This is a genomic window from Streptomyces sp. NPDC033180 (genome assembly GCF_055577645.1).
The window spans coordinates 439043-459271 of record NZ_JBVIPU010000001.1; the positions used below are offsets into that span (position 1 = coordinate 439043).

Below are 20229 nucleotides of genomic sequence, written 5' to 3' on the forward strand. Positions count from 1 at the left end.
CCTCGCCCCCGGGCCTCGGATGAAGGTTTCCTCATCTGCGGCTCATGCTCCTGCCCGGGTACACCCCGCACGCTCGCACCCATGGTCTTCACCCACCGCATGGCCGCCTTGGCCGCCGTCGTGGCGATCCCCCTCGGCATCGCCGCGACCAGCTACGCCCTGACCGACAGCCCCGAGCCGCCCAAGGCCCCGCCCAAGGTGGAGCTGGAGAGCGGCTCGCCGTCCTCGTCGCCGCCCTCGCCGTCCTCGCCCTCCTCCAAGCCCACCACTCCCCGGCCGACGCCGAGCGACGAGACGGTCTCCCCACCACCGGTGAGCGAGAATTCCTCGGGCGATGACAACGACGACGACGGCAACGAAGGAAGCGGCGGCCAGGGCGACAACGACGACGACGGCCCCGGTGACGACGGCTGAGCGCCCGCACCGCAGGATATCCGCCCGTGTCCGGATCCTGCTCTGGCTGCTCGTGGTGATGGCCGTCGCACTCACCGCGGTCGCGGCCACCACCCGCTCCGTCCTGCTGCGCGACGTCGACCACCGCATCGACCGGCTGCTCGCCCAGGAGACCGCGGAGTTCACCAACCTCGCCCGCGAAGGGGTCGACCCGCAGACGGGCGAGAAGTTCGCAGCTCCCGATCCCCTCCTGCGGCTCTTCCTCTCCCGGCAGTACGCCGACCCCGACGAGGAGCTCCTTGGTCTGGTCGGCCGCCCCGGCAGGGCGCCCGCGAAGAAGGAGCAGTCACGCGAGCCGCGGATCGGCCATCCGCTAGCCGAGGACAGCGCGGCGCTGCGAACGGTCTTCGAGTCCCCCGACGCGACCGGCACGCTGCAGCGTGAGCGGGGCGAGGTGCGCTGGGCGAAGGTGGAGATCGCGCCGAGCGCCGGCCACCCGGCTGCGGCGTTCGTCGTCGCCTTCCATCCGGCGGGCGAACAGGCCAAGGCGGGCGACGTGTTCACGATGCTGCTCGCCATCTCCGGGGTCGCGCTCCTGATGACGACCGGCATCGGCTGGGCCGTCGCGGGGCGCATCCTCAAGCCCGTACGCCTGGTGCGCACGACCGCCGCGCAGCTCACCGAGCAGGATCTGACCCAGCGCATCCCGGTGCAGGGCAGGGACGACATCGCGGCCCTGGCCGAGACGTTCAACGGCATGCTCGACCGCCTGGAGCGGGCCTTCGCCGCTCAGCGCGAGTTCGTCGACGACGCCGGCCACGAGCTGCGTACGCCCATCACCATCGTCCGCGGCCATCTGGAGCTGATGGGCGACGACCCGGGCGAGCGCGAGGAGACGACGCGGATCGTCATGGAGGAGCTCGACCGGATGAGCCGCATCGTCGAGGACCTCCTGCTCCTCGCCAAGACCGAGCGCCCCGACTTCGTCACCCCCGAGCCCGTACAGCTCGCCGAGCTGACCGCGGACGTCTTCGTCAAGGCACGGGCACTCGGCGAACGGGACTGGAAGCTGGCCGAAGTGGCCGAAGGCGAGGCCGCCCTGGACCCGCAGCGCATCACCCAGGCGATGGTGCAGCTCGCCCAGAACGCCGTCCAGCACACCGTCCCCGGCCAGCGCATCGGCATCGGCTCGCGCAGCTCGGCGGGCCGGATCGAGCTGTACGTCGCCGACAGCGGGCCCGGCGTCCAGGCCCAGGACGCCTCGGTGATCTTCGAGCGGTTCCGCCGCGGCACCGCGCGCCGCGGCTCACGCGCCACCGGCGCCGGGCTCGGCCTCGCCATCGTGCGGGCCATCGCCGAGGGGCACGGCGGCCGGGTCGACCTGCGGCCCACGCGAGGCGGCGGCGCCACCTTCGTACTCGACCTGCGAGAACAGGAAGCAGGACAGCCATGAACAACCGCATTCTCATCGTCGAGGACGAGGACCGCATCGCCTCCTTCGTCGAGAAGGGCCTGCGCGCCAACGGCTTCACCACCAGCGTCGTCGGCGACGGGGAAGCGGCCTACGACTACGCCCTGACCGGCGGCTTCGACCTGGTCGTCCTGGACATCGGCCTGCCCGGCAAGGACGGCTTCACGGTCCTGCGGCAGCTGCGCGAGGCCCGCGTGACCACACCGGTCATCGTGCTGACCGCGCGCGACTCGGTGCGGGACACCGTGGCGGGCCTGGAGGGCGGAGCCGACGACTGGATGACCAAGCCGTTCCGCTTCGAGGAGCTGCTCGCGCGGGTGCGCCTGAGGCTGCGTACGGCGGCGGGAGCCCCGGAGGTGACGGTGCTGCGCGGTGGTGATCTGACGCTGGATCTGCGCACGCGCAGAGCGCGTTCGGGCGAGCGGACCGTGGACCTGACGGCACGTGAGTTCGTGCTGCTCGAACTGTTCCTGCGCCACCCGGGGCAGGTGCTCTCGCGGGAGCAGATCCTGTCGCACGTGTGGGGATACGACTTCGACCCCGGCTCCAACATCGTGGACGTGTACGTACGGGCGCTGCGCAAGAAGCTGGGTGCCCAGCGGGTGGAGACGGTGCGCGGGATGGGGTACCGCCTTCCGGGGTGACATGCGGGCCGGCGGGTGAAATTCCTTTCATCCACGGCTCATTGAGGGCTCACGGCCGGGCCCGAGGCTCGACGCGTGACCCTGAATCCCCGCCAAGCGATCACCCTCTGCACAGCGCTGAGCCTGTGCGCGCTGCTGGTGGTGCCCGGAAACTTCCCCGGCCTGAGCGGCGACGCGCGGGTCACCCTCGCCGTGTTCGCCCTGGCGACCTGCGCGTGGATCGGTACGCCGATCGACGACACGTACATCGCGCTGGGCGCCGGGCTCGCGCTCACCGCGACCGGGGTGATCAGCAGCGACACACTCTTCGGCACCCTCGGTGACGAGACGGTCTGGCTGCTGATCTGCGCGTTCGTGCTGGCGGCCGCGGTGGCCCGCAGCGGTCTCGCGGGCCGGGCCGCGGCCTTTCTCGTCAGCGGGGCACGCACCGTACGGCAGTTGACGCATCTGACGACGGCGGCCCTGGTCGTGACGGCCTTCGCGGTGCCGGCGACGTCCGGCCGCGCCGCGCTCGCGCTGCCGGTCTTCCTCGCACTCGCCAAGGTCCTCGCCGACCGCAGGCGCCTGGTGGTGATGCTCGCGCTGCTGTTCCCGACCGTGATCCTGCTCTCCGCGGTCGCGACCCTGATCGGCGCCGGCGCGCATCTGATCACGGTGTCCGTGCTCTGGGAGGCCACCGGGGAGCGGATCGGCTTCACGCAGTGGCTGCTGCTCGGCCTGCCGCTCGCCATCGCCTCGTCCCATCTGGCGGCGGAGGCCGTCCTGTTGACGACGACCCGGCGGTCCGATCGCAAGGGCCCGGTCCACATCACCGTCGAGCAGCTCCAGGAGCACAGCGAGCAGCCGGTCTCCGGGCCCTGGGAGCCCGCCGAGACCCGCTGTGCCCTCCTGCTCGCCACGGTCGTCGCACTGTGGTGCAGCGAGCCGCTGCACCAAGTGCCGCCCGCCGTGGTCGCGTTGATCGGCGCGGTCGTGGCCTCGTCCCCCGCCCTCGGCACCGTACGCCTGAAGGACGCGCTGAAGACGGTGCCGTGGTCGCTGCTGCTCTTCATGGCGGCGACGATGGCGATGGGCGTGGCACTGGCCGAGTCGGGGGCGGCGAAGTGGCTGGTCGGCGGGGTCCCGCTCGACGTGTCGCCCTGGCTCTTCCTCGCCCTCGTCGTGGCGGTCAGCACGGCCGCGCACCTGGTCCTGCAGTCCCGCTCGGCCCGCTCGTCCGTCCTGGTCCCGCTGGTCGTCGCGGCGGCCGTCGGCGCGGGCGTCAACCCGGTCGCCGCCGCCCTGGCCTCCACGGCGGCCGCCGGCTTCTGCCACACACTGCCCGCCTCCGCGAAGCCCGTCACGCTCTTCGCCGACATCCCCGGCACCCCCACCTACACCCCGCGCGACCTGCTGCGCCTCTCCGCGGTCCTGGCACCGCTGACCGCCGCCCTCGTCCTGCTCTTCGCCGTGGCGCTCTGGCCGCTGCTCGGCGTACCCGTCCGCTGATCCCGCCCGTACTGGAGACCTCATGCTGACCCGTTTCGCCATCGCCCCCAGCGGCTTCAAGGAGTCCCTGTCCGCGCAGTCCGCGGCCGAGGCCATCGCCGAAGGAGTACGCCGTGTCGTCCCGCACGCCGAGACCGATCTGATCCCCCTGGTGGACGGCGGCGAGGGCACGGCTCGCGCCCTGGCCGGCACGGGTGGCGGCCGCCTGGTCGCGCTGCCCGCCACCGGTCCCGTCGGCCAACGGCTCGGCACCCACTTCGCGCTCCTCCCGGACGGCACGGCGGTCGTGGAGATGGCAGCCGTGGCCGGGCTCTCGCTCGTCCCCCGCGATCTGCGCGACCCGGGGGCCACGACGACGTACGGCGTCGGCGAGCTGATCAGCGCCGCGCTCGACGCGGGTGCCCGCCGCATCCTGGTGGGCTGCGGCGACTCCGGCACCTCGGACGGCGGCGCGGGGGCCCTGAAGGCCCTCGGCGCCCGGCTCCTGGATGCGGACGGCTGGGAACTTCCGCACGGCGGACGGGAGTTGATCCGGCTGAGCCGCATCGACCCCTCGGGCCTCGACCCCCGCCTGAAGGACACCGAGATCCGCGTCGCCTGCAACCCCTTCAACGTCCTGACCGGCGAGCGCGGCGTCGCCCGGGTCTTCGGCCCGCAGAAGGGCGCGACCCCCACGCAGGTCGAACAGCTGGCGGCGGCCCTGGAGCACTGGGCACACGTCCTGACCCGCGACCTGCACGTCACGACGGACCTCGCCCTCGGCCCCGGAACAGGCGCCTCCGGCGGCCTGGGAGCCGGTCTCGCGGCCCTCGGCGCCCAGCTCCTGCCCCGCTTCGACGTCCTGCTCGACCATCTGGACCTGGACGCGCGCCTGGCCCGCGCCGACCTCGTCGTCACCGCCGAGGGCGCCCTGGACCACCAGACGCCGCGCGGCAAGGTCCCCGCCGAAGTGGCGCGGCGCGCGAAGCGGTTCGGCCGGCCCGTCCTGGTCCTCGCGGGCACGATCGGCCAGGGCGCACACCACGTACGGGCGGTCGGTGTGGACGCCTACAGCGCGATCCTGCCCGCGCCGGTCTCACTCACCGAGGCGCTCGGCCGGGGCGGCGAGTTCCTCACCGACGCGACCGAGCGGGCCCTGCGGATGATCGTCCTGGGCTCACGCCTCAAGGGACGACCCAGGGCTCAGGCGGCGTTGGTGTCGGGCACGCAACGCCCGTCCTCCGTGCGGTAGTTCCAGCGCGCGCCGTCCGCCACCAGTTCCTTGACGGCGCGCACGAAACGCTCCACGTGCTCGTCGGGGGTGCCCGCGCCGAAGCTGACGCGGATGGCGTTCAGGGACTTCTCGCCGGGCGCCGCCTCGGGGGCGCCGCACTCGCCCTGCGTCTGCGGGTCGCTGCCGAGCAGGGTGCGCACCAGCGGGTGGGCGCAGAACAGGCCGTCGCGTACGCCGATGCCGTACTCGGCGGAGAGCGCGGCGGCGAAGTGTGAGCTGTTCCAGCCGTCGACGACGAAGGAGATGACGCCGACGCGCGGCGCGTCGTCGCCGAAGAGCGAGAGCACCTTCACCGCGGGCACCTCGGCGAGGCCCTCGCGCACCTTGGCGATGAGGTGGCGCTCACGGGCGACGAGCTCGTCGAAGCCGGCCTCCGTCAGCGCCTTGCAGGCGGAGGCGATCGAGTACACGCCGATGACGTTCGGCGACCCGGCCTCGTGGCGCGCGGCGGTGTCGTGCCACTCCACGTCCACGCCGCCGTCCGTACGCCGCGCGACCTTGCGCGAGGCGCCGCCGCCCGCGAGGTAGGGCTCGGCGTCCCGCAGCCAGTCGGAGCGACCCGCGAGGACGCCGGAGCCGAAGGGCGCGTACAGCTTGTGGCCGGAGAAGGCGACCCAGTCGACGTCGAGCTCGCTGATGGAGACGGGGTGGTGGGGCGCGAGCTGAGCGGCGTCCAGGACGATGCGGGCGCCGTGCGCGTGGGCGGCGGCGGCGAGTTCCTTGACCGGCCACAGCTCACCGGTGACGTTCGAGGCACCGGTGACGCAGACCAGGGCGGGCCCGTAGGGGTCGCGGTCGGCGAGGGCGCGCTCCAGGGTGGCGACGGCCTGATCGGCGGTGCGCGGGGCGTTCAGGTAGGTCACGCGGGCGTCGCGCCAGGGCAGCAGCGAGGCGTGGTGCTCGGTCTCGAAGACGAAGACCTGGCAGTCGACCGGGAGGGCCGCGGCAAGGAGGTTGAGCGAGTCGGTGGTCGAGCGCGTGAAGACGACCTGGTCGTCCTCGCGGCAGTCGAGGAACTCGGCGACGGCGACCCGGCTGTTCTCGAAGAGGTCGGTGGAGAGCTGCGAGAGGTACCCGGCACCGCGGTGCACGCTGCCGTAGTACGGCGCGTACGCGGACACGTCGTCCCACACTCGCTGCAGCGCAGGGGCGCTCGCCGCGTAGTCCAGCGCCGCGTAGGTCACCTCGCCGCCGGTGACGAGCGGCACGGTGACGTCACGGCCGAGGACGGGCAGCGGCGCGGCACAGCAGGGGTCGGCGGACTCGGCGGAGGCGACGTCGGTGGTGGTGGCGACAGAGCGTGCGGACATGGCGAACTCCCGTGGGAAGGCAGGCGAGTTCACTGCGAGCGCGCTCGAACGGCGCTGCAGTGACGAAAGAAAAAGGGGGTGCGGAAAAGGGGCCGGGAAGCCCTATCGCATTCGCTTGCTCACGAGACTGCTCCCTTGAGGACCAGGACCCCAGGGGCGGACATTCACCGATGTCCAGGGGTCCGCGCTTGCCATGGACCTTGCTGTCCACGGCCTGGTCTTCACCCGGGGCACCCCGCCACGGACGGAGGGTTGCCGGACAGCGAGCCGGGGCCTAATCGCTGTCACTCATGACCTGCGCAGCATCTTGCCACACGATCTTCTCGGTGCCCACCGCAGTCCGGCATCCGGACCGCGGTGGGCACCACACTCACCTGTTGCTGGCCGCCACCCACAGCTCCAGGGCCTTCTTCGCGGCTCCGGAGTCGATGGCCTGCGCCGCCTTCGCGATCCCTGCGCCGATCTGCTCCACGAGGGTCCCCTCGCCCGGCGACAGCGCCACCAGGGCGGCCGCCGTGTTCAGCAGTACGGCGTCCCGGACCGGTCCCTTCTCACCGTCGAGGAGGCGCAGCGCCACCTCGGCGTTGTACGAGGCGTCAGCGCCCCGCAGCGCCTCCACGGGGACGAGGTCGATGCCGACGTCCCGGGGGTCGAAGGCCTCCTCGCGCACGGCGCCGTCGCGCACGACCCAGACCCGGGAGGTCGAGGTGGTCGTCAGCTCGTCGAGGCCGTCGTCGCCGCGGAAGACGAGGGAGGAGTTCCCGCGCTCGGCGAAGACCCCGGCCACGATCGACGCCATCCGCGGGTCGGCGACCCCGACCGCCTGGGCCCGCACCTTGGCCGGGTTGGTGAGCGGCCCGAGGGCGTTGAAGACGGTCCGGATGCCCAGCTGGCTGCGCGCCCCGCCGGCGTGCCGCAGCGCCGGGTGGAACTTCACGGCGAAACAGAAGGTGATCCCGGCTTCCTCGGCCACCTCGACGACCCGATTCAGCGGCAGCTCCAGGTTCACGCCGAGCTTCTCCAGGACGTCCGAGGCGCCCGAGGCGCTGGAGGCCGCGCGGTTGCCGTGCTTGACGACCTTCGCGCCCGCGCCCGCGGCCACGATCGCGGACATCGTGGAGATGTTGACGGTCTTGGCGCCGTCACCGCCGGTGCCGACGATGTCGACGGTCTGCCCCGGCACCTCGATCACGTTGGCGTGCTCGTACATCGTGCGGACGAGGCCGGAGATCTCGTCCACGGTCTCGCCCTTGGCCCGCAGCGCGACCACGAAGCCCGCGATCTGCGCGTCGGTCGCCTCGCCGCGCATGATCCGGTCCATGGCCCAGGCCGTGTCCTCGGTGCTCTGGTCACGTCCCTCGAGCAGTCCGTTCAGCACACCCGGCCAGGAACGGGCCGCCGCGGTGTTGCCTCCTGCGGGGGTCACAGCGCTCATATGCCGCTCCTGGGTTCGTCTAGGCATGGGACAGGAACACCTTATCCAGCTCCGGGGACGGCAAAGAGCCCCGTCCATGCACTGGAACGCATGGAACGGGGCTCTCGCCGTGGCGACCTTTGGTCAGAGCTTCAGAGCTCCGGAGGATCAGTGGTGGCCGTGGCCGCTCGTGATCTCCTTGTACTCCTCGGTGGTGGGCTTGGGGATCTGGTTGTCCTCCCCGTAGTAGCCCTTGCTGAGCTTGGCCCGGAGCTTCTGCGAACCGGACACCTTGCGCTCGACGCCGTTCTCGTCGACCGCGGGGCCGATCTCGACCGGCGCGTACTGCTCGTGCGCGGTGAGCGTGTGCAGCTGCTCCTGGCCCAGCGGCTCGTGGACCTCGATGAACTCACCGTGCGGCAGGCGCTTGATGATGCCCGACTCGCGGCCGTGCAGGACCTTCTCCTTGTCACGCCGCTGCAGACCCAGGCAGATCCGCTTGGTGATGACGAAGGCGATGACCGGTGCCACGAAGAAGGCGATGCGCACGAACCAGGTGATCGAGTTGATCGACAGATGGAAGTGCGTGGCCCACAGGTCGTTTCCACCACCGACGAGCAGCACCATGTACCAGGTGATCCACGCGACGCCGAAGCCCGTACGGGTCGGGACGTTGCGCGGGCGGTCCAGGATGTGGTGCTCGCGCTTGTCCCCGGTGACCCAGGACTCGATGAACGGGTAGACCGCGATGGCGACCAGGACCAGCGGGAAGATGATCAGCGGGATGAACACACCCAGGACGAGCGTGTGACCCCAGAGGTTGATCTCCCAGCCCGGCATGACACGGATCAGGCCCTCGGAGAAGCCCATGTACCAGTCGGGCTGCGCTCCGGTGGACACCTGGTCGGGCCGGTAGGGACCGAGCGCCCAGATCGGGTTGATCGTGGCGATCGCCGAGATGGCCGCGATCACACCGAAGACCAGGAAGAAGAAGCCTCCGGCCTTCGCCATGTAGACGGGGAGCAGCGGCATGCCGACGACGTTCTTGTTGGTCTTGCCGGGACCCGCGAACTGCGTGTGCTTGTGGTAGAAGACCAGGATCAGGTGCGCCACCACGAGCCCGAGCATGATGCCCGGCAGCAGCAGGATGTGCACCGAGTAGAACCGCGCCACGAAGTCGCCGCCGGGGAACTCCCCGCCGAACAGGAACATCGACAGGTACGTGCCCACGATCGGCACGGACAGGATGGCGCCCTGCATGAAGCGCACACCGGTACCTGAGAGCAGGTCGTCCGGGAGCGAGTAACCGGTGAAGCCGGTGAACATGCCGAGGACGAACAGCAGGAAGCCGAAGACCCAGTTGACCTCACGGGGCTTGCGGAAGGCACCCGTGAAGAAGACGCGCATCATGTGCACGAACATCGCCGCGAGGAAGATCAGCGCCGCCCAGTGGTGGATCTGCCGGATCAGCAGACCACCGCGCACATCGAAGCTGATGTGCATGGTCGAGTTGAACGCCTCGGACATCAGCTGGCCCTGCAGCGGGATGTAACTGCCGTGGTACTCCACCTCGTTCATCGACGGGTGGAAGAACAGGGTCAGATACACACCCGTGAGGATGATGATGATGAAGCTGTACAGGCAGATCTCACCGAGCATGAAGGACCAGTGGTCCGGGAAGATCTTGCGCATGTTGGCCTTGGCCAGGGAGTAGATCCCCAGGCGTCCGTCGGCCCAGTCGGCGACCCGCTCACCTGCGGGCGCCTCCTTCTTACGCGTATCCGTCGTCGTAGTGCTCATCCGCGCTCCCAGAAAGCAGGACCGACGGGCTCAGCGAAGTCGCCGAGCGCCTCGAGGTAGCCCTCTTCGTTCACGCCGATGCGCAGCTGCGGCAGCGCGTGACCGGCCGGGCCGAAGATCACTCGGGCACCGTCGGAGAGGTCGAAGGTGGACTGGTGGCACGGGCAGAGGACGTGGTGCGTCTGCTGCTCGTACAGGGAGATCGGGCAGCCGACGTGGGTGCAGATCTTGGAGTACGCGACGACACCGTCGTGCGACCACTCGAGCTCCTGCTTGTCCTTGATGTTGTCCGGCTGGATACGGACGATCATCAGGGCCGCCTTGGCGATCTCCTTCTGGAAGTCGTGGTCGTGCTCCTCCAGGCCCTCGGGCTTGGCGAAGGTCAGCGAACCGACCTGGACGTCCGACGGGCGCAGCGGCTCGTTCGTGTTCATGTTCACGAGCAGCTTGCCCTTGGCCCACAGGGTGTGCCGCAGCTTGTCCTCGGGCAGCGGACCGAGGTCGCGCAGCAGGACGACGCCGGAGAGCGGCACCATGGCGAGCGCGCCGAACATCGTGTTGCGGATCAGCTTGCGCCGGCCGAACTGCGACTCCGTGGCACCGGCCTTGAAGTCGGCCATGACCTTGGCCTTGACCTCGGGCTCGGCCTCGATGGGGTGCCGCTCGTCGGCGACCTCCACATCGGACATCAGGGTGCGGGCCCAGTGGACCGCGCCCGCGCCGATGCAGAAGAGCGCCAGGCCCAGGGTCATGCCCAGGGAGAAGTTCAGCGCGCTGATGTGGCCGATCGGGAAGATGTAGACGCGCTTGTCGACCGGGAACGACACGAACGAGGCGATGAAGCCGATCGTGGCGAGCATCGACAGGGTGAACAGGAAGGCGACCGCACGCTCGGACCGCTTGGCGGCCCGCTCGTCGATGTCCTGGACACGGTGCTCATGGGGCGGCAGCCCCGGGTCGGCGAACGGGTTCTCGTCCTTCACCGCTACCGAGCCGTGCTCGGTCTCCTGCGTGCTGGGCAGGTTCTCTTCTGATTTCTCTTGGCTACTCATGACTTCTTGGCCTTTGCGGTCCGAGCGGCGACCCACACGGCGACCGCGATCAGCGAGCCGAGACCGAAGATCCAGCCGAACAGGCCTTCACTGACCGGACCCAGGCCACCCAGCTTCAGACCGCCAGGGCTCTCGGTCTGTTCGCCGTTGACCGCGTCGAGGTACGCGATGATGTCCTTCTTGTTCTTCTCCGGCATGATCGTGTCGGGGAAGGACGGCATGTTCTGCGGGCCGGTCTGCATGGCCTCGTAGATGTGCTTCGGGGAGACATCCTCCAACGAAGGAGCGAACTTGCCCTTCGTCAACGCGCCGCCCTCACCGGTGAAGTTGTGGCACTGCGCGCAGTTGGTGCGGAACAGCTCGCCGCCCTTGGCGATGTCCGCCCCGTCCGGGCTGTACTGCTTCTCGGTGGGGACGGTCGGGCCCGCGCCCAGCGAGGCGATGTACGCCGCGAGCTGGTCGATCTGGGCCTGGTTGTAGATGGCCTTCTTCTTCGGCGCCTGGGCGCCCGGCTGCTGGAGCGGCATGCGGCCGGTGCTGACCTGGAAGTCGACGGCGGCTGCGCCGACGCCCACCAGGCTAGGACCGTCGGAGGACCCCTGACCGCCGGTTCCGTGGCAGCTGGAGCAGCCCACGGAGTACAACTTCTTGCCCTCGTCGATGGCGAGGGACTGGGCGGTGTCGTCGGCCTGCGCCTTGTCCGCGGGTGCGAACGCGGCGTACAGCCCCCCGGTGGCCGCCAGCGCGAGGAGTAGTACGACGACCGCCGCCAGCGGGTGGCGTCGTCGTGCGGAGAGCTTTTTCACGGATTACCCCGGTGTCAGGATCTTCTGCGTCGATGCTTCTGGAATGAGTCGGAACGTGGGCCCGTCTGAGCCCGGCCCCGTTTACTTGATCATGTAGATCGTGGCAAAGAGACCGATCCAGACAACATCGACGAAGTGCCAGTAGTAGGACACGACGATGGCTGCGGTCGCCTGCTCATGGGTGAACCTCTTGGCCGCGTACGTCCTGCCGAGGACCAGCAGGAAGGCGATGAGTCCGCCTGTCACGTGCATGCCATGGAAGCCGGTGGTCAGGTAGAAGACCGAGCCGTACGGGTCCGACGAGAGCGAGAGGCCCTCGTGCTTGACCAGCTCGGTGTACTCGTACACCTGACCACCGATAAAGACCGCACCCATGATGAAGGTGACGATGAACCACATCCGGAGCTTCTTCACGTCACCACGCTCAGCGGCGAACACGCCTAGCTGGCAGGTGAGGGAGGAGAGCACCAGGATCGTGGTGTTCGTCGCTGAGAACGGGAAGTTCAGCGCGGACGCCATTTCCTTCCAGTGATCAGGACCTGTCACCGATCGCAGGGTGAAGTACATCGCGAAGAGGGCCGCGAAGAACATCAGCTCGGAACTCAGCCAAATGATGGTTCCGACGCTGGTGAGGTTCGGCCGATTGACCGGCGGGTGCGCGTGCCCGGTATCTACTGTCGTTGCTGTCGCCACGACCGACATTATGTCGGTCGCTTATCCCGCCCTCACCCCGGGGGGTGCCGTTCGGAGTGTCTGCGGGGTGTGTCCTGCCCGTATGGCCCATCGAAGGGCTGTCCGAACCGCTGTTGACGGGGTGTCCGGAGGAGTAGCATCCGCGCATCGGTCCCTGGCCGAGAGCCCCTCAACGAAGCGGAGGAACAATGCAGCCGACCGCCACGGTGCTGGTCTACAGCGACAACGCGAGCACCCGCGAGCAGGTCCGGTTGGCCACCGGACGCAGGCCGGCGGCGGACGTTCCCGCGGTCGAGTTCATCGAGTGCGCGACGCTGCCCGCCGTGCTGAAGGAACTCGACCGGGGCGGCATCGACGTCTGCGTACTGGACGGCGAGGCCACCCCCATCGGCGGCATGGGGGTCTGCCGCCAGCTCAAGGACGAGATCTTCCGGTGCCCGCCCGTGCTCCTGCTCATGGGGCGCCCGCAGGACGCCTGGCTGGCCACCTGGAGCCGCGCGGAGGCCGCGGTGACCCTTCCGGTCGATCCGGTCGAGTTCGCGGACTCCCTGGCCGCCCTGCTGCGCGAGAAGCTGGCCGTACAGGCCTGACGCCACGGCAGAAGGCCCCGCGCCTCGGCACGGGGCCTTCTGTGCCGTCCTGCGGCGCCGCTAGACCTGCGGCCGCAGCCGGGCCGCGTCGAGCACCGTCGGACCCTTCTTGACCCCGCCCAACAGGGCGCTGCCGTCCCGCCAGTTCTTCCAGTCGACGTTCCAGTCACCGAAGCCGTTGCCGAACGGGTCCATGTCCGCCCCGTAGCTGTTGACGACCCTCACGATGTCGCCCTGGCGGACGGTCTCGTAGAACCAGGCGGCGTTGTCGGTGCTCATGCCCGTGCAGCCGTGGCTGGTGTTCGCGTTCCCGTGCGAGCCGGCCGACCACGGGGCGGCGTGCACGTACTCACCGGAGTCGGTGACCCGCGTCGCGTAGTAGACCTGCTTGTCGTAGAAGTCCGATGCGCCGATGCTGGCACTGGTCATACGTACGGAGTACTCCTTGCCCAGCACGACCTTGACGCCGTTGCGTGTGGAGTAGCCGGGCTTGCCCGTCGTCACCGGCATGGAGTTGATCTCCTCGCCGTTGCGGTAGACCGTCATGTAGTGCGACCCGGCGTCCGTCACGGCCTCGATGCGGTCGCCGATGGTCAGCCTCAGCGGCTTGGCGTCGCCGCCCCAGAGCCTGTCGCGGACCTTGATGCCCTCGAGGTTGCTCCGGACGTTGATGATCGTGCCCGTGGGCCAGTACTCCTTGGGGCGGTAGTGCAGCGTCTCGCTGTCCACCCAGTGCCACACGCCTTCCGTGGCGGGCTGCGTGTCGACCTTCAGCGAGCGCTCCACGACGGCCCTGGCCTTCTTGTCCTTCACCTTGACGCTGAGCTTGGCCGTGACCGGCTGGCCCACGCCGTACTTCCCCGATTCGGGGCCGAAGGTGACATCCAGGCGCTTCTTCTTGTCCGCCACGTTCGTGTCGAACGTCATGACCTTGCGGCCCGGCGAGCCCTCGTCGTCCTCGGTGCTGACCTGAACCGTGTAGTGCGCCCCCGCGGCGAGCGGCGCCGTGCTCTGCCAACGGGCGCCGTCCGCGGCGAGTTCACCCGCCACGTACCGCCCCATCGCGTCGGTGGCCGTCACATCGGTGATGCGCCCGTCGTCGCCTTGGGCGGTGACCTCCAGGGGCTTGTCGGGATCCGCCTTCTGACTGCCCACCGGGCCGTTGAAGGCGATCTGGCCCGCCGCGTCGTACGGCTTCGCCGAGAGCGGGTGGCCGTCGGAGCTGCCGCACGCCGTGGTTCCCACCCCGAGGGCGGCCACCAGCGTGGTGCAGCTCAGTACCGTGCGGATTCGCGGTGAGTGGCTCATGAAACTCACGGTATGAAGGTTCATCGGCTCCGGCGCGTCGGGTGACCCGTACGAGTGTCAAGCGCAACACGCCGAGGGCCCGGACACTCCTGACGGAATGTCCGGGCCCTCGGTGAAGCGGGAGTCACTGACTCACTGGGTCTGGTTCTCGCCCCGGTAGTACTCGAAGACCCAGCCGAAGAGGCCGATCATCAGGATGGGGAACGAGAAGTACAGCAGCCACCAGCCGAAGACGACGCCCATGAAGGCGAGCGCGCCACCGATGGCCAGCGAGAGCGGCTGCCAGCTGTGCGGACTGAAGAAGCCCACCTCGCCGGCCTCGTCCGCCACGTCGGCTTCCTTGTTGTCCTGTGCGGCCGCGTCGACACGCCGGGCCGTGAAGGCCAGGTAGTAGCCGATCATGATGCACAGGCCGAAGGCCAGGAACAGCGCGGTCGTACCGGCCGGCTCCTTCGACCACCAGCCGTAGACGATCGCCATGGCGAGCACGAAGACGCTCAGCCAGATGAACATCTTGCCTTGGACCTTCACTTGCCGGCCTCCTTGCCGCCCGCGAGCGCCTTGTCACCATGACCGGTGTTCTCGAGCTGGTCGAGAGCAGCGATCTCAGGGTGATGCAGGTCGAACGCCGGGGATTCGGAACGGATCCGCGGCAGGGTGAGGAAGTTGTGCCGCGGCGGCGGGCAGGATGTCGCCCACTCGAGCGAACGTCCGTAGCCCCACGGGTCGTCGACCTCGATCTTCTTGCCGTACTTGGCGGTCTTCCAGATGTTGTAGAAGAACGGCAGTATCGACAGACCGAGCAGGAACGAGGAGATCGTCGAGATCGTGTTCAGAGCGGTGAAACCGTCGGCCGCGAGGTAGTCCGCGTAACGTCGCGGCATGCCCTCGGCGCCCAGCCAGTGCTGCACCAGGAACGTGCCGTGGAAGCCCACGAACAGCGTCCAGAAGGTGATCTTGCCGAGCCGCTCGTCCAACATCTTGCCGGTGAACTTCGGCCACCAGAAGTGGAAGCCGGAGAACATCGCGAAGACCACGGTGCCGAAGACGACGTAGTGGAAGTGCGCGACCACGAAGTACGAGTCGGATACGTGGAAGTCCATCGGCGGCGAGGCCAGGATGACGCCGGTCAGACCACCGAAGGTGAAGGTGATCAGGAAGCCGACGGCCCAGAGCATCGGTGTCTCGAAACTCAGTGAGCCCTTCCACATCGTTCCGATCCAGTTGAAGAACTTCACGCCTGTTGGCACGGCGATCAGGAACGTCATGAAGGAGAAGAACGGTAGGAGCACGCCACCGGTGACGTACATGTGGTGCGCCCACACGGTCACGGAGAGACCCGCGATGGCGATCGTCGCGCCGATCAGACCCATGTAGCCGAACATCGGCTTCCGGGAGAAGACCGGGATGACTTCGGAAATGATTCCGAAGAATGGCAACGCGATGATGTACACCTCTGGATGGCCGAAGAACCAGAAGAGGTGTTGCCATAGCAGCGCGCCGCCGTTGGACGCGTCGAAGATATGGGCGCCGAATTTACGGTCCGCCTCCAGGGCGAACAGCGCGGCGGCGAGCACCGGGAAGGCCAGCAGGACCAGAACAGCGGTCAGCAGGACGTTCCACACGAAGATCGGCATCCGGAACATCGTCATGCCGGGTGCGCGCATGCAGATGATCGTGGTGATGAAGTTGACCGAGCCGAGGATCGTGCCGAAGCCGGAGAAGGCCAGACCCATGATCCACATGTCGGCGCCGATGCCCGGCGAGCGGACGGCGTCCGACAGCGGGGAGTAGGCGAACCAGCCGAAGTCGGCCGCACCCTGCGGGGTGAGGAAGCCGGCCACCGCGATGAGCGAGCCGAAGAGGTACAGCCAGTACGCGAACATGTTCAGCCGCGGGAACGCCACGTCGGGCGCCCCGATCTGCAGCGGCATGATCCAGTTGGCGAACCCGGCGAACAGCGGCGTCGCGAACATCAGCAGCATGATCGTGCCGTGCATCGTGAACGCCTGGTTGAACTGCTCGTTCGACATGAGCTGCGAGCCGGGACGAGCGAGTTCGGCGCGCATGAAGAGCGCCATCACTCCGCCGATGCAGAAGAACGCGAACGACGTGACCAGGTAGAGCGTGCCGATCGTCTTGTGGTCGGTGGTCGTCAACCACTTGATCACGACGTTACCCGGCTGCTTGCGCCGTACCGGCAGCTCGTTCTCGTACGAGTCTTCTGCTGCCGCGGCACCCTGAGGTTCGTTGAGGATGCTCACAGGTTGTTCGTCTCCCGGTTCTTCTCGTGCTTCGTCTGCTCGATGCCGGCCGGGATGTAACCGGTCTGGTTCTTCTTCGCCAGGTCCTCGAGGTGCTTCTGGTAGCGCTCGGGGGAAACGACCTTGACGTTGAAGAGCATCCGGGAGTGGTCGACACCGCAGAGCTCGGCGCACTTGCCCATGAAGGTGCCCTCCTTGTTGGGAGTCACCTCGAAGGCGTTCGTGTGGCCCGGGATGACGTCCTGCTTCATGAGGAACGGCACCACCCAGAAGGAGTGGATGACGTCACGCGAAGTCAGTACGAACCGGACCTTCTCGCCCTTGGGGAGCCAGAGGGTCGGACCGGGGTTGCCGTTCTGCGGGTTCCGCTGGCCGGGCGTACCGACGTCGTAGACGCCGCCGGCGTTGGACGGGAACGCATCACGGAACTTGTCCGGGATGGCCTCCAGTTCCTTGGCCGTCTTCGCGTCACCCTTGTTGGAACCCGGCACGTCCTCGATGTAGTTGAAGCCCCAGCTCCACTGGTAGCCGACCACGTTGACCGTGTGGGTGGGCTTCTTGTCCAGGTGGAGGAGCTTCGTCTCATCACGTGCCGTGAAGTAGAAGAGCACCGAGACGATGATGAGAGGCACCACCGTGTAGAGCGCCTCGATGGGCATGTTGTAACGCGTCTGCGGAGGTACCTCCACCTTGGTGCGGCTGCGCCGGTGGAAGATCACACTCCACAGGATCAGACCCCAGACCAGCACGCCCGTGGCGAGCGCTGCCGCCCACGAGCCCTGCCAGAGGGAGAGGATCCGGGGAGCCTCTTCCGTTACGGGGGTGGGCATACCAAGGCGGGGAAAGTCCTTGTATGTGCAACCTGTCGCGGTTGCCAAGATCAGGCCCGCAGTCAGCACCTGCGGCAGCTTCCGCCGCATCGGGCGCCGCGACGAGCGGTCGGAGCCGTTGGGACTCACGTAGCGCCTTCCCGAGAGTCTCGGCCCGCGCGGTCGGGTGCGGCCTTCTCGGTCGTCGGTCGCCGCCCTGCGGCGGGCAGGGGTTTGGATGTTTATGCGGGCCAAACCTTACTGGACGCTATTTGGGGTCGCGCGGGGAGGGTGCCTAACGCGCCGCGGGTCACTCGGGAGGGTGGGACACCCCGCCGTCCACCCCTTTCTGACGGGGGGTCGGTACGCCCACCGGCCCGGGCCTGCCCCCTGGGGTCGCGACCGCGGGCGCGTCGTGGCTTGTCGCGCAGTTCCCCGCGCCCCTTCGGGGCGCTCCCCTGGGGCGCCCCCCCTGGGCGCACGCTTTAGCGTTGCCGTGTGTCCTACTTCGATGCCGCGTCCTCCGCTCCCCTGCACCCCGTGGCCCGCCAGGCGCTGCAGGCCTCGCTCGACGAGGGGTGGGCCGATCCCGCTCGGCTCTATCGCGAGGGGCGGCGGGCCAGGCTGCTGCTCGATGCCGCCCGTGAGGCCGCCGCCGACGCGGTGGGCTGCCGGCCGGACGAGCTCTCCTTCACCTCCTCGGGTACGCAGGCCGTGCACTCCGGAATTGCCGGGGCGCTCGCGGGGCGTCGGCGTGTCGGGCGGCATCTGGTCGTGTCGGCGGTCGAACACTCTTCGGTGCTCCATGCGGCGGCGGCCCTCGAAGCCGACGGGGGCGCGGTCACGGAGATCCCGGTGAACCGGTCCGGCGCGGTGTCCACGGACGCGTACGCCGCGGGCCTGCGCCCCGACACGGCCCTTGCCTGCCTCCAGTCCGCCAACCACGAGGTGGGCACCGAGCAGCCGGTGGCCGATGTCGCCTCGACGTGTCGCGCCGCCGGGGTGCCGCTCCTGGTGGACGCGGCGCAGTCGCTCCCGTGGGGCCGGGTGGGCGGGGAGTGGTCACTGCTCGCCGCCAGTGCCCACAAGTGGGGCGGGCCGCCGGGCGTGGGGCTGCTCGTCGTGCGCAAGGGGGAGCGGTTCGCCGCGCAAGGCCCCGCCGACGAGCGGGAGTCGGGGCGTGCGCCCGGCTTCGAGAACATCCCGGCCGTGGTCGCCGCCGCGGCCTCGCTCCGTGCCGTGCAGGCCGAGGCCGCCGATGAGGGCGCCCGGCTGCGGGAGTTGACGGAGCGGATCAGGGCGCGGGTGCCGGGGCTTGTGCCGGACGTGGAGGTGGTGGGCGATCCGCGGCGGCGCCTCCCCCATCTGGTGACCTTCTCGTGTCTCTATGTCGATGGAGAGACCGTGCTGCACGAGCTGGACCGGGCAGGCTTCTCGGTCTCCTCCGGCTCCTCCTGCACCAGCTCGACGCTGACCCCCAGCCACGTCCTGAAGGCGATGGGCGTACTGAGCGAGGGCAACGTCCGGGTGTCACTCCCACGGGGGACCCAGGAAGCTGACGTCGAGCGTTTCCTGGAGGTTCTGCCGGGTGTGGTGGCCGGCGTACGCGAACAACTGGGCGTGCCCTCGGCGCCGGCGCCGCGTACGGAATCGGCTTCCCTCGTCGTGGACGCGCTCGGCAAGCGCTGCCCGCTCCCCGTCATCGAGCTCGCGAAGGTCATCGGGGACGTACCGGTGGGCGGCACGGTCACGGTCCTCGCCGACGACGAGGCGGCCCGGCTCGACATCCCGGCGTGGTGCGAGATGCGGGGGCAGGAGTACGTGGGCGAGGAGCCGGCGGACCACGGCAGTGCTTATGTGGTCCGCCGGAGCTCCTGACTAGACCAGGCGGGCCTGGACCTCGGAGGCCGCCTCATGGCCGTACGCCTTGGTGAAGCGGTCCATGAAGTCGCTGCGGTGCAGCTCGTACTCCTGGGTGCCGACGTTCTCGATGACCAGGGTGGCGAGCATGCAGCCGAGCTGCGCCGAGCGCTGCAGGGAAACACCCCAGGACAGGCCCGAGAGGAAGCCCGCGCGGAAGGCGTCGCCGACACCGGTCGGCTCGACCTTCGCCTTCTCCTCCGGGACACCGACCTCGATCGGGTCCTGGCCCGCGGACTCGATGCGTACGCCGCGCGGGCCGAGGGTCGTCACGCGGTGGCCGACCCTCGAGAGGATCTCCGCGTCGGTCCAGCCGGTCTTGGACTCGATGAGCCCCTTCTCGTACTCGTTCGAGAAGAGGTACGTGGCGCCGTCCATGAGCGTCCGGATCTCCTCGCCCCCCATGCGCGCGATCTGCTGGGAGAAGTCGGCGGCGAAGGGGATCCCCCGCGTCCGGCACTCGTCGGTGTGGCGCATCATCGCCTCGGGGTCGTCCGCACCGATGAGGACCAGGTCGAGACCGCCCACGCGGTCGGCCACGGCCTTCAGTTCGATGAGGCGGGCCTCGCTCATGGCGCCGGTGTAGAACGAACCGATCTGGTTGTGGTCGGCGTCCGTGGTGCACACGAAGCGGGCCGTGTGCAGCGTCTCGGAGATGCGGACCGATGCCGTGTCCACGCCGTGCCGGTCGAGCCAGGCGCGGTACTCGCCGAAGTCCGAGCCCGCGGCACCGACCAGGATCGGTCCGGTGCCGAGCTGGCCCATGCCGTAGCTGATGTTGGCGGCGACGCCTCCCCTGCGTACGTCCAGGGCGTCGACCAGGAAAGAGAGGGAAACCGTGTGCAACTGATCCGCGACCAGTTGGTCGGCGAAGCGGCCGGGGAAGGTCATCAGGTGGTCGGTGGCGATGGAGCCGGTGACTGCGATACGCACGACGGCATGCTCCTGTGGAGGAGAGGCGAGGGGTTGACACTTCACGCTACCGGGTGGGGCC

General features: G+C 69.0%; 18 protein-coding genes and 1 riboswitch. Of the genes, 7 read left to right on the plus strand and 11 right to left on the minus strand.

Going from position 1 to position 20229, the window contains the following annotated elements:
* Positions 1-81 precede the first annotated feature (81 nt).
* The 5 genes from ACZ5WE_RS02080 to ACZ5WE_RS02100 all read left to right on the plus strand — a co-directional run bounded on the left by ACZ5WE_RS02080 (position 82) and on the right by ACZ5WE_RS02100 (position 5227).
* Entirely contained in the window at positions 82-414 is a 333-nt protein-coding gene (locus ACZ5WE_RS02080) for a small secreted hydrophilic protein (protein ID WP_467690447.1), read from the plus strand.
* Complete coding sequence (locus ACZ5WE_RS02085) at positions 335-1846, plus strand: sensor histidine kinase (protein WP_469157273.1); 1512 nt, start codon at positions 335-337, stop codon at positions 1844-1846. The genes ACZ5WE_RS02080 and ACZ5WE_RS02085 overlap by 80 nt, the downstream gene beginning before the upstream one ends.
* A complete protein-coding gene (locus ACZ5WE_RS02090) occupies positions 1843-2508 on the plus strand; it encodes a response regulator transcription factor (RefSeq protein ID WP_467690449.1) in 666 nt (221 codons plus the stop codon). The genes ACZ5WE_RS02085 and ACZ5WE_RS02090 overlap by 4 nt, the downstream gene beginning before the upstream one ends.
* Positions 2509-2583: 75 nt before the next feature.
* The gene (locus ACZ5WE_RS02095; RefSeq protein WP_467690451.1) at positions 2584-3996 is read left to right on the plus strand and encodes an SLC13 family permease; all 1413 of its coding nucleotides are present in this window, start codon (positions 2584-2586) and stop codon (positions 3994-3996) included.
* A gap of 22 nt (positions 3997-4018) precedes the next feature.
* On the plus strand, positions 4019-5227 hold the full coding sequence (locus ACZ5WE_RS02100) for a glycerate kinase family protein (protein WP_467690452.1): 1209 nt from the start codon (positions 4019-4021) through the stop codon (positions 5225-5227).
* Here the strand turns inward: ACZ5WE_RS02100 and ACZ5WE_RS02105 are convergent.
* The 6 genes from ACZ5WE_RS02105 to ctaE all read right to left on the minus strand — a co-directional run bounded on the left by ACZ5WE_RS02105 (position 5179) and on the right by ctaE (position 12353).
* A complete protein-coding gene (locus ACZ5WE_RS02105; protein WP_467690454.1) occupies positions 5179-6579 on the minus strand; it encodes an aminotransferase class V-fold PLP-dependent enzyme in 1401 nt (466 codons plus the stop codon). The genes ACZ5WE_RS02100 and ACZ5WE_RS02105 overlap by 49 nt on opposite strands.
* Positions 6580-6758: 179 nt before the next feature.
* Positions 6759-6875, minus strand: a riboswitch (SAM riboswitch).
* A 74-nt stretch (positions 6876-6949) separates the two neighbouring features.
* Complete coding sequence (gene trpD / locus ACZ5WE_RS02110; RefSeq protein ID WP_467690456.1) at positions 6950-8014, minus strand: anthranilate phosphoribosyltransferase; 1065 nt, start codon at positions 8012-8014, stop codon at positions 6950-6952.
* 147 nt (positions 8015-8161) lie between these two features.
* Positions 8162-9793, minus strand: coding sequence for a cytochrome bc1 complex cytochrome b subunit (qcrB, locus tag ACZ5WE_RS02115; protein WP_467690458.1), 1632 nt, complete (start codon positions 9791-9793; stop codon positions 8162-8164).
* Complete coding sequence (qcrA, locus tag ACZ5WE_RS02120) at positions 9790-10845, minus strand: cytochrome bc1 complex Rieske iron-sulfur subunit (protein ID WP_467690460.1); 1056 nt, start codon at positions 10843-10845, stop codon at positions 9790-9792. Before qcrA ends, qcrB begins: the two co-directional genes overlap by 4 nt.
* Positions 10842-11651 (minus strand): cytochrome bc1 complex diheme cytochrome c subunit, encoded by an 810-nt coding sequence (gene qcrC / locus ACZ5WE_RS02125; RefSeq protein WP_467690461.1) that lies wholly within the window; start codon positions 11649-11651, stop codon positions 10842-10844. Before qcrC ends, qcrA begins: the two co-directional genes overlap by 4 nt.
* An 81-nt stretch (positions 11652-11732) precedes the next feature.
* Positions 11733-12353, minus strand: coding sequence for an aa3-type cytochrome oxidase subunit III (gene ctaE, locus ACZ5WE_RS02130; protein ID WP_365495515.1), 621 nt, complete (start codon positions 12351-12353; stop codon positions 11733-11735).
* Positions 12354-12532: 179 nt separating this feature from the next.
* Here ctaE and ACZ5WE_RS02135 point away from each other — a divergent pair, with 179 nt between their 5' ends.
* Entirely contained in the window at positions 12533-12934 is a 402-nt protein-coding gene (locus ACZ5WE_RS02135) for a DNA-binding transcriptional response regulator (protein ID WP_160504602.1), read from the plus strand.
* 60 nt (positions 12935-12994) lie between these two features.
* Here the strand turns inward: ACZ5WE_RS02135 and ACZ5WE_RS02140 are convergent, their stop codons facing one another.
* The 4 genes from ACZ5WE_RS02140 to ctaC form a co-directional block, all read right to left on the minus strand.
* Positions 12995-14242: a L,D-transpeptidase gene (locus ACZ5WE_RS02140; RefSeq protein ID WP_467690464.1), complete on the minus strand. Its 1248-nt coding sequence runs from the start codon at positions 14240-14242 to the stop codon at positions 12995-12997.
* 132 nt (positions 14243-14374) lie between these two features.
* The gene (locus ACZ5WE_RS02145) at positions 14375-14773 is read right to left on the minus strand and encodes a cytochrome c oxidase subunit 4 (RefSeq protein ID WP_249590363.1); all 399 of its coding nucleotides are present in this window, start codon (positions 14771-14773) and stop codon (positions 14375-14377) included.
* The gene (gene ctaD / locus ACZ5WE_RS02150) at positions 14770-16506 is read right to left on the minus strand and encodes an aa3-type cytochrome oxidase subunit I (protein WP_467690465.1); all 1737 of its coding nucleotides are present in this window, start codon (positions 16504-16506) and stop codon (positions 14770-14772) included. Before ctaD ends, ACZ5WE_RS02145 begins: the two co-directional genes overlap by 4 nt.
* Positions 16503-17465, minus strand: a complete 963-nt coding sequence (gene ctaC, locus ACZ5WE_RS02155; RefSeq protein ID WP_467690467.1) for an aa3-type cytochrome oxidase subunit II — start codon at positions 17463-17465, stop codon at positions 16503-16505. The genes ctaD and ctaC overlap by 4 nt, the downstream gene beginning before the upstream one ends.
* A 348-nt stretch (positions 17466-17813) precedes the next feature.
* On the opposite strand from ctaC, the gene ACZ5WE_RS02160 reads away from it, so the two are divergent.
* Positions 17814-19193: an aminotransferase class V-fold PLP-dependent enzyme gene (locus ACZ5WE_RS02160; protein ID WP_467690468.1), complete on the plus strand. Its 1380-nt coding sequence runs from the start codon at positions 17814-17816 to the stop codon at positions 19191-19193.
* Here the strand turns inward: ACZ5WE_RS02160 and ACZ5WE_RS02165 are convergent, their stop codons facing one another.
* On the minus strand, positions 19194-20168 hold the full coding sequence (locus tag ACZ5WE_RS02165) for a carbohydrate kinase family protein (protein WP_467690470.1): 975 nt from the start codon (positions 20166-20168) through the stop codon (positions 19194-19196).
* Positions 20169-20229: the final 61 nt, after the last annotated feature.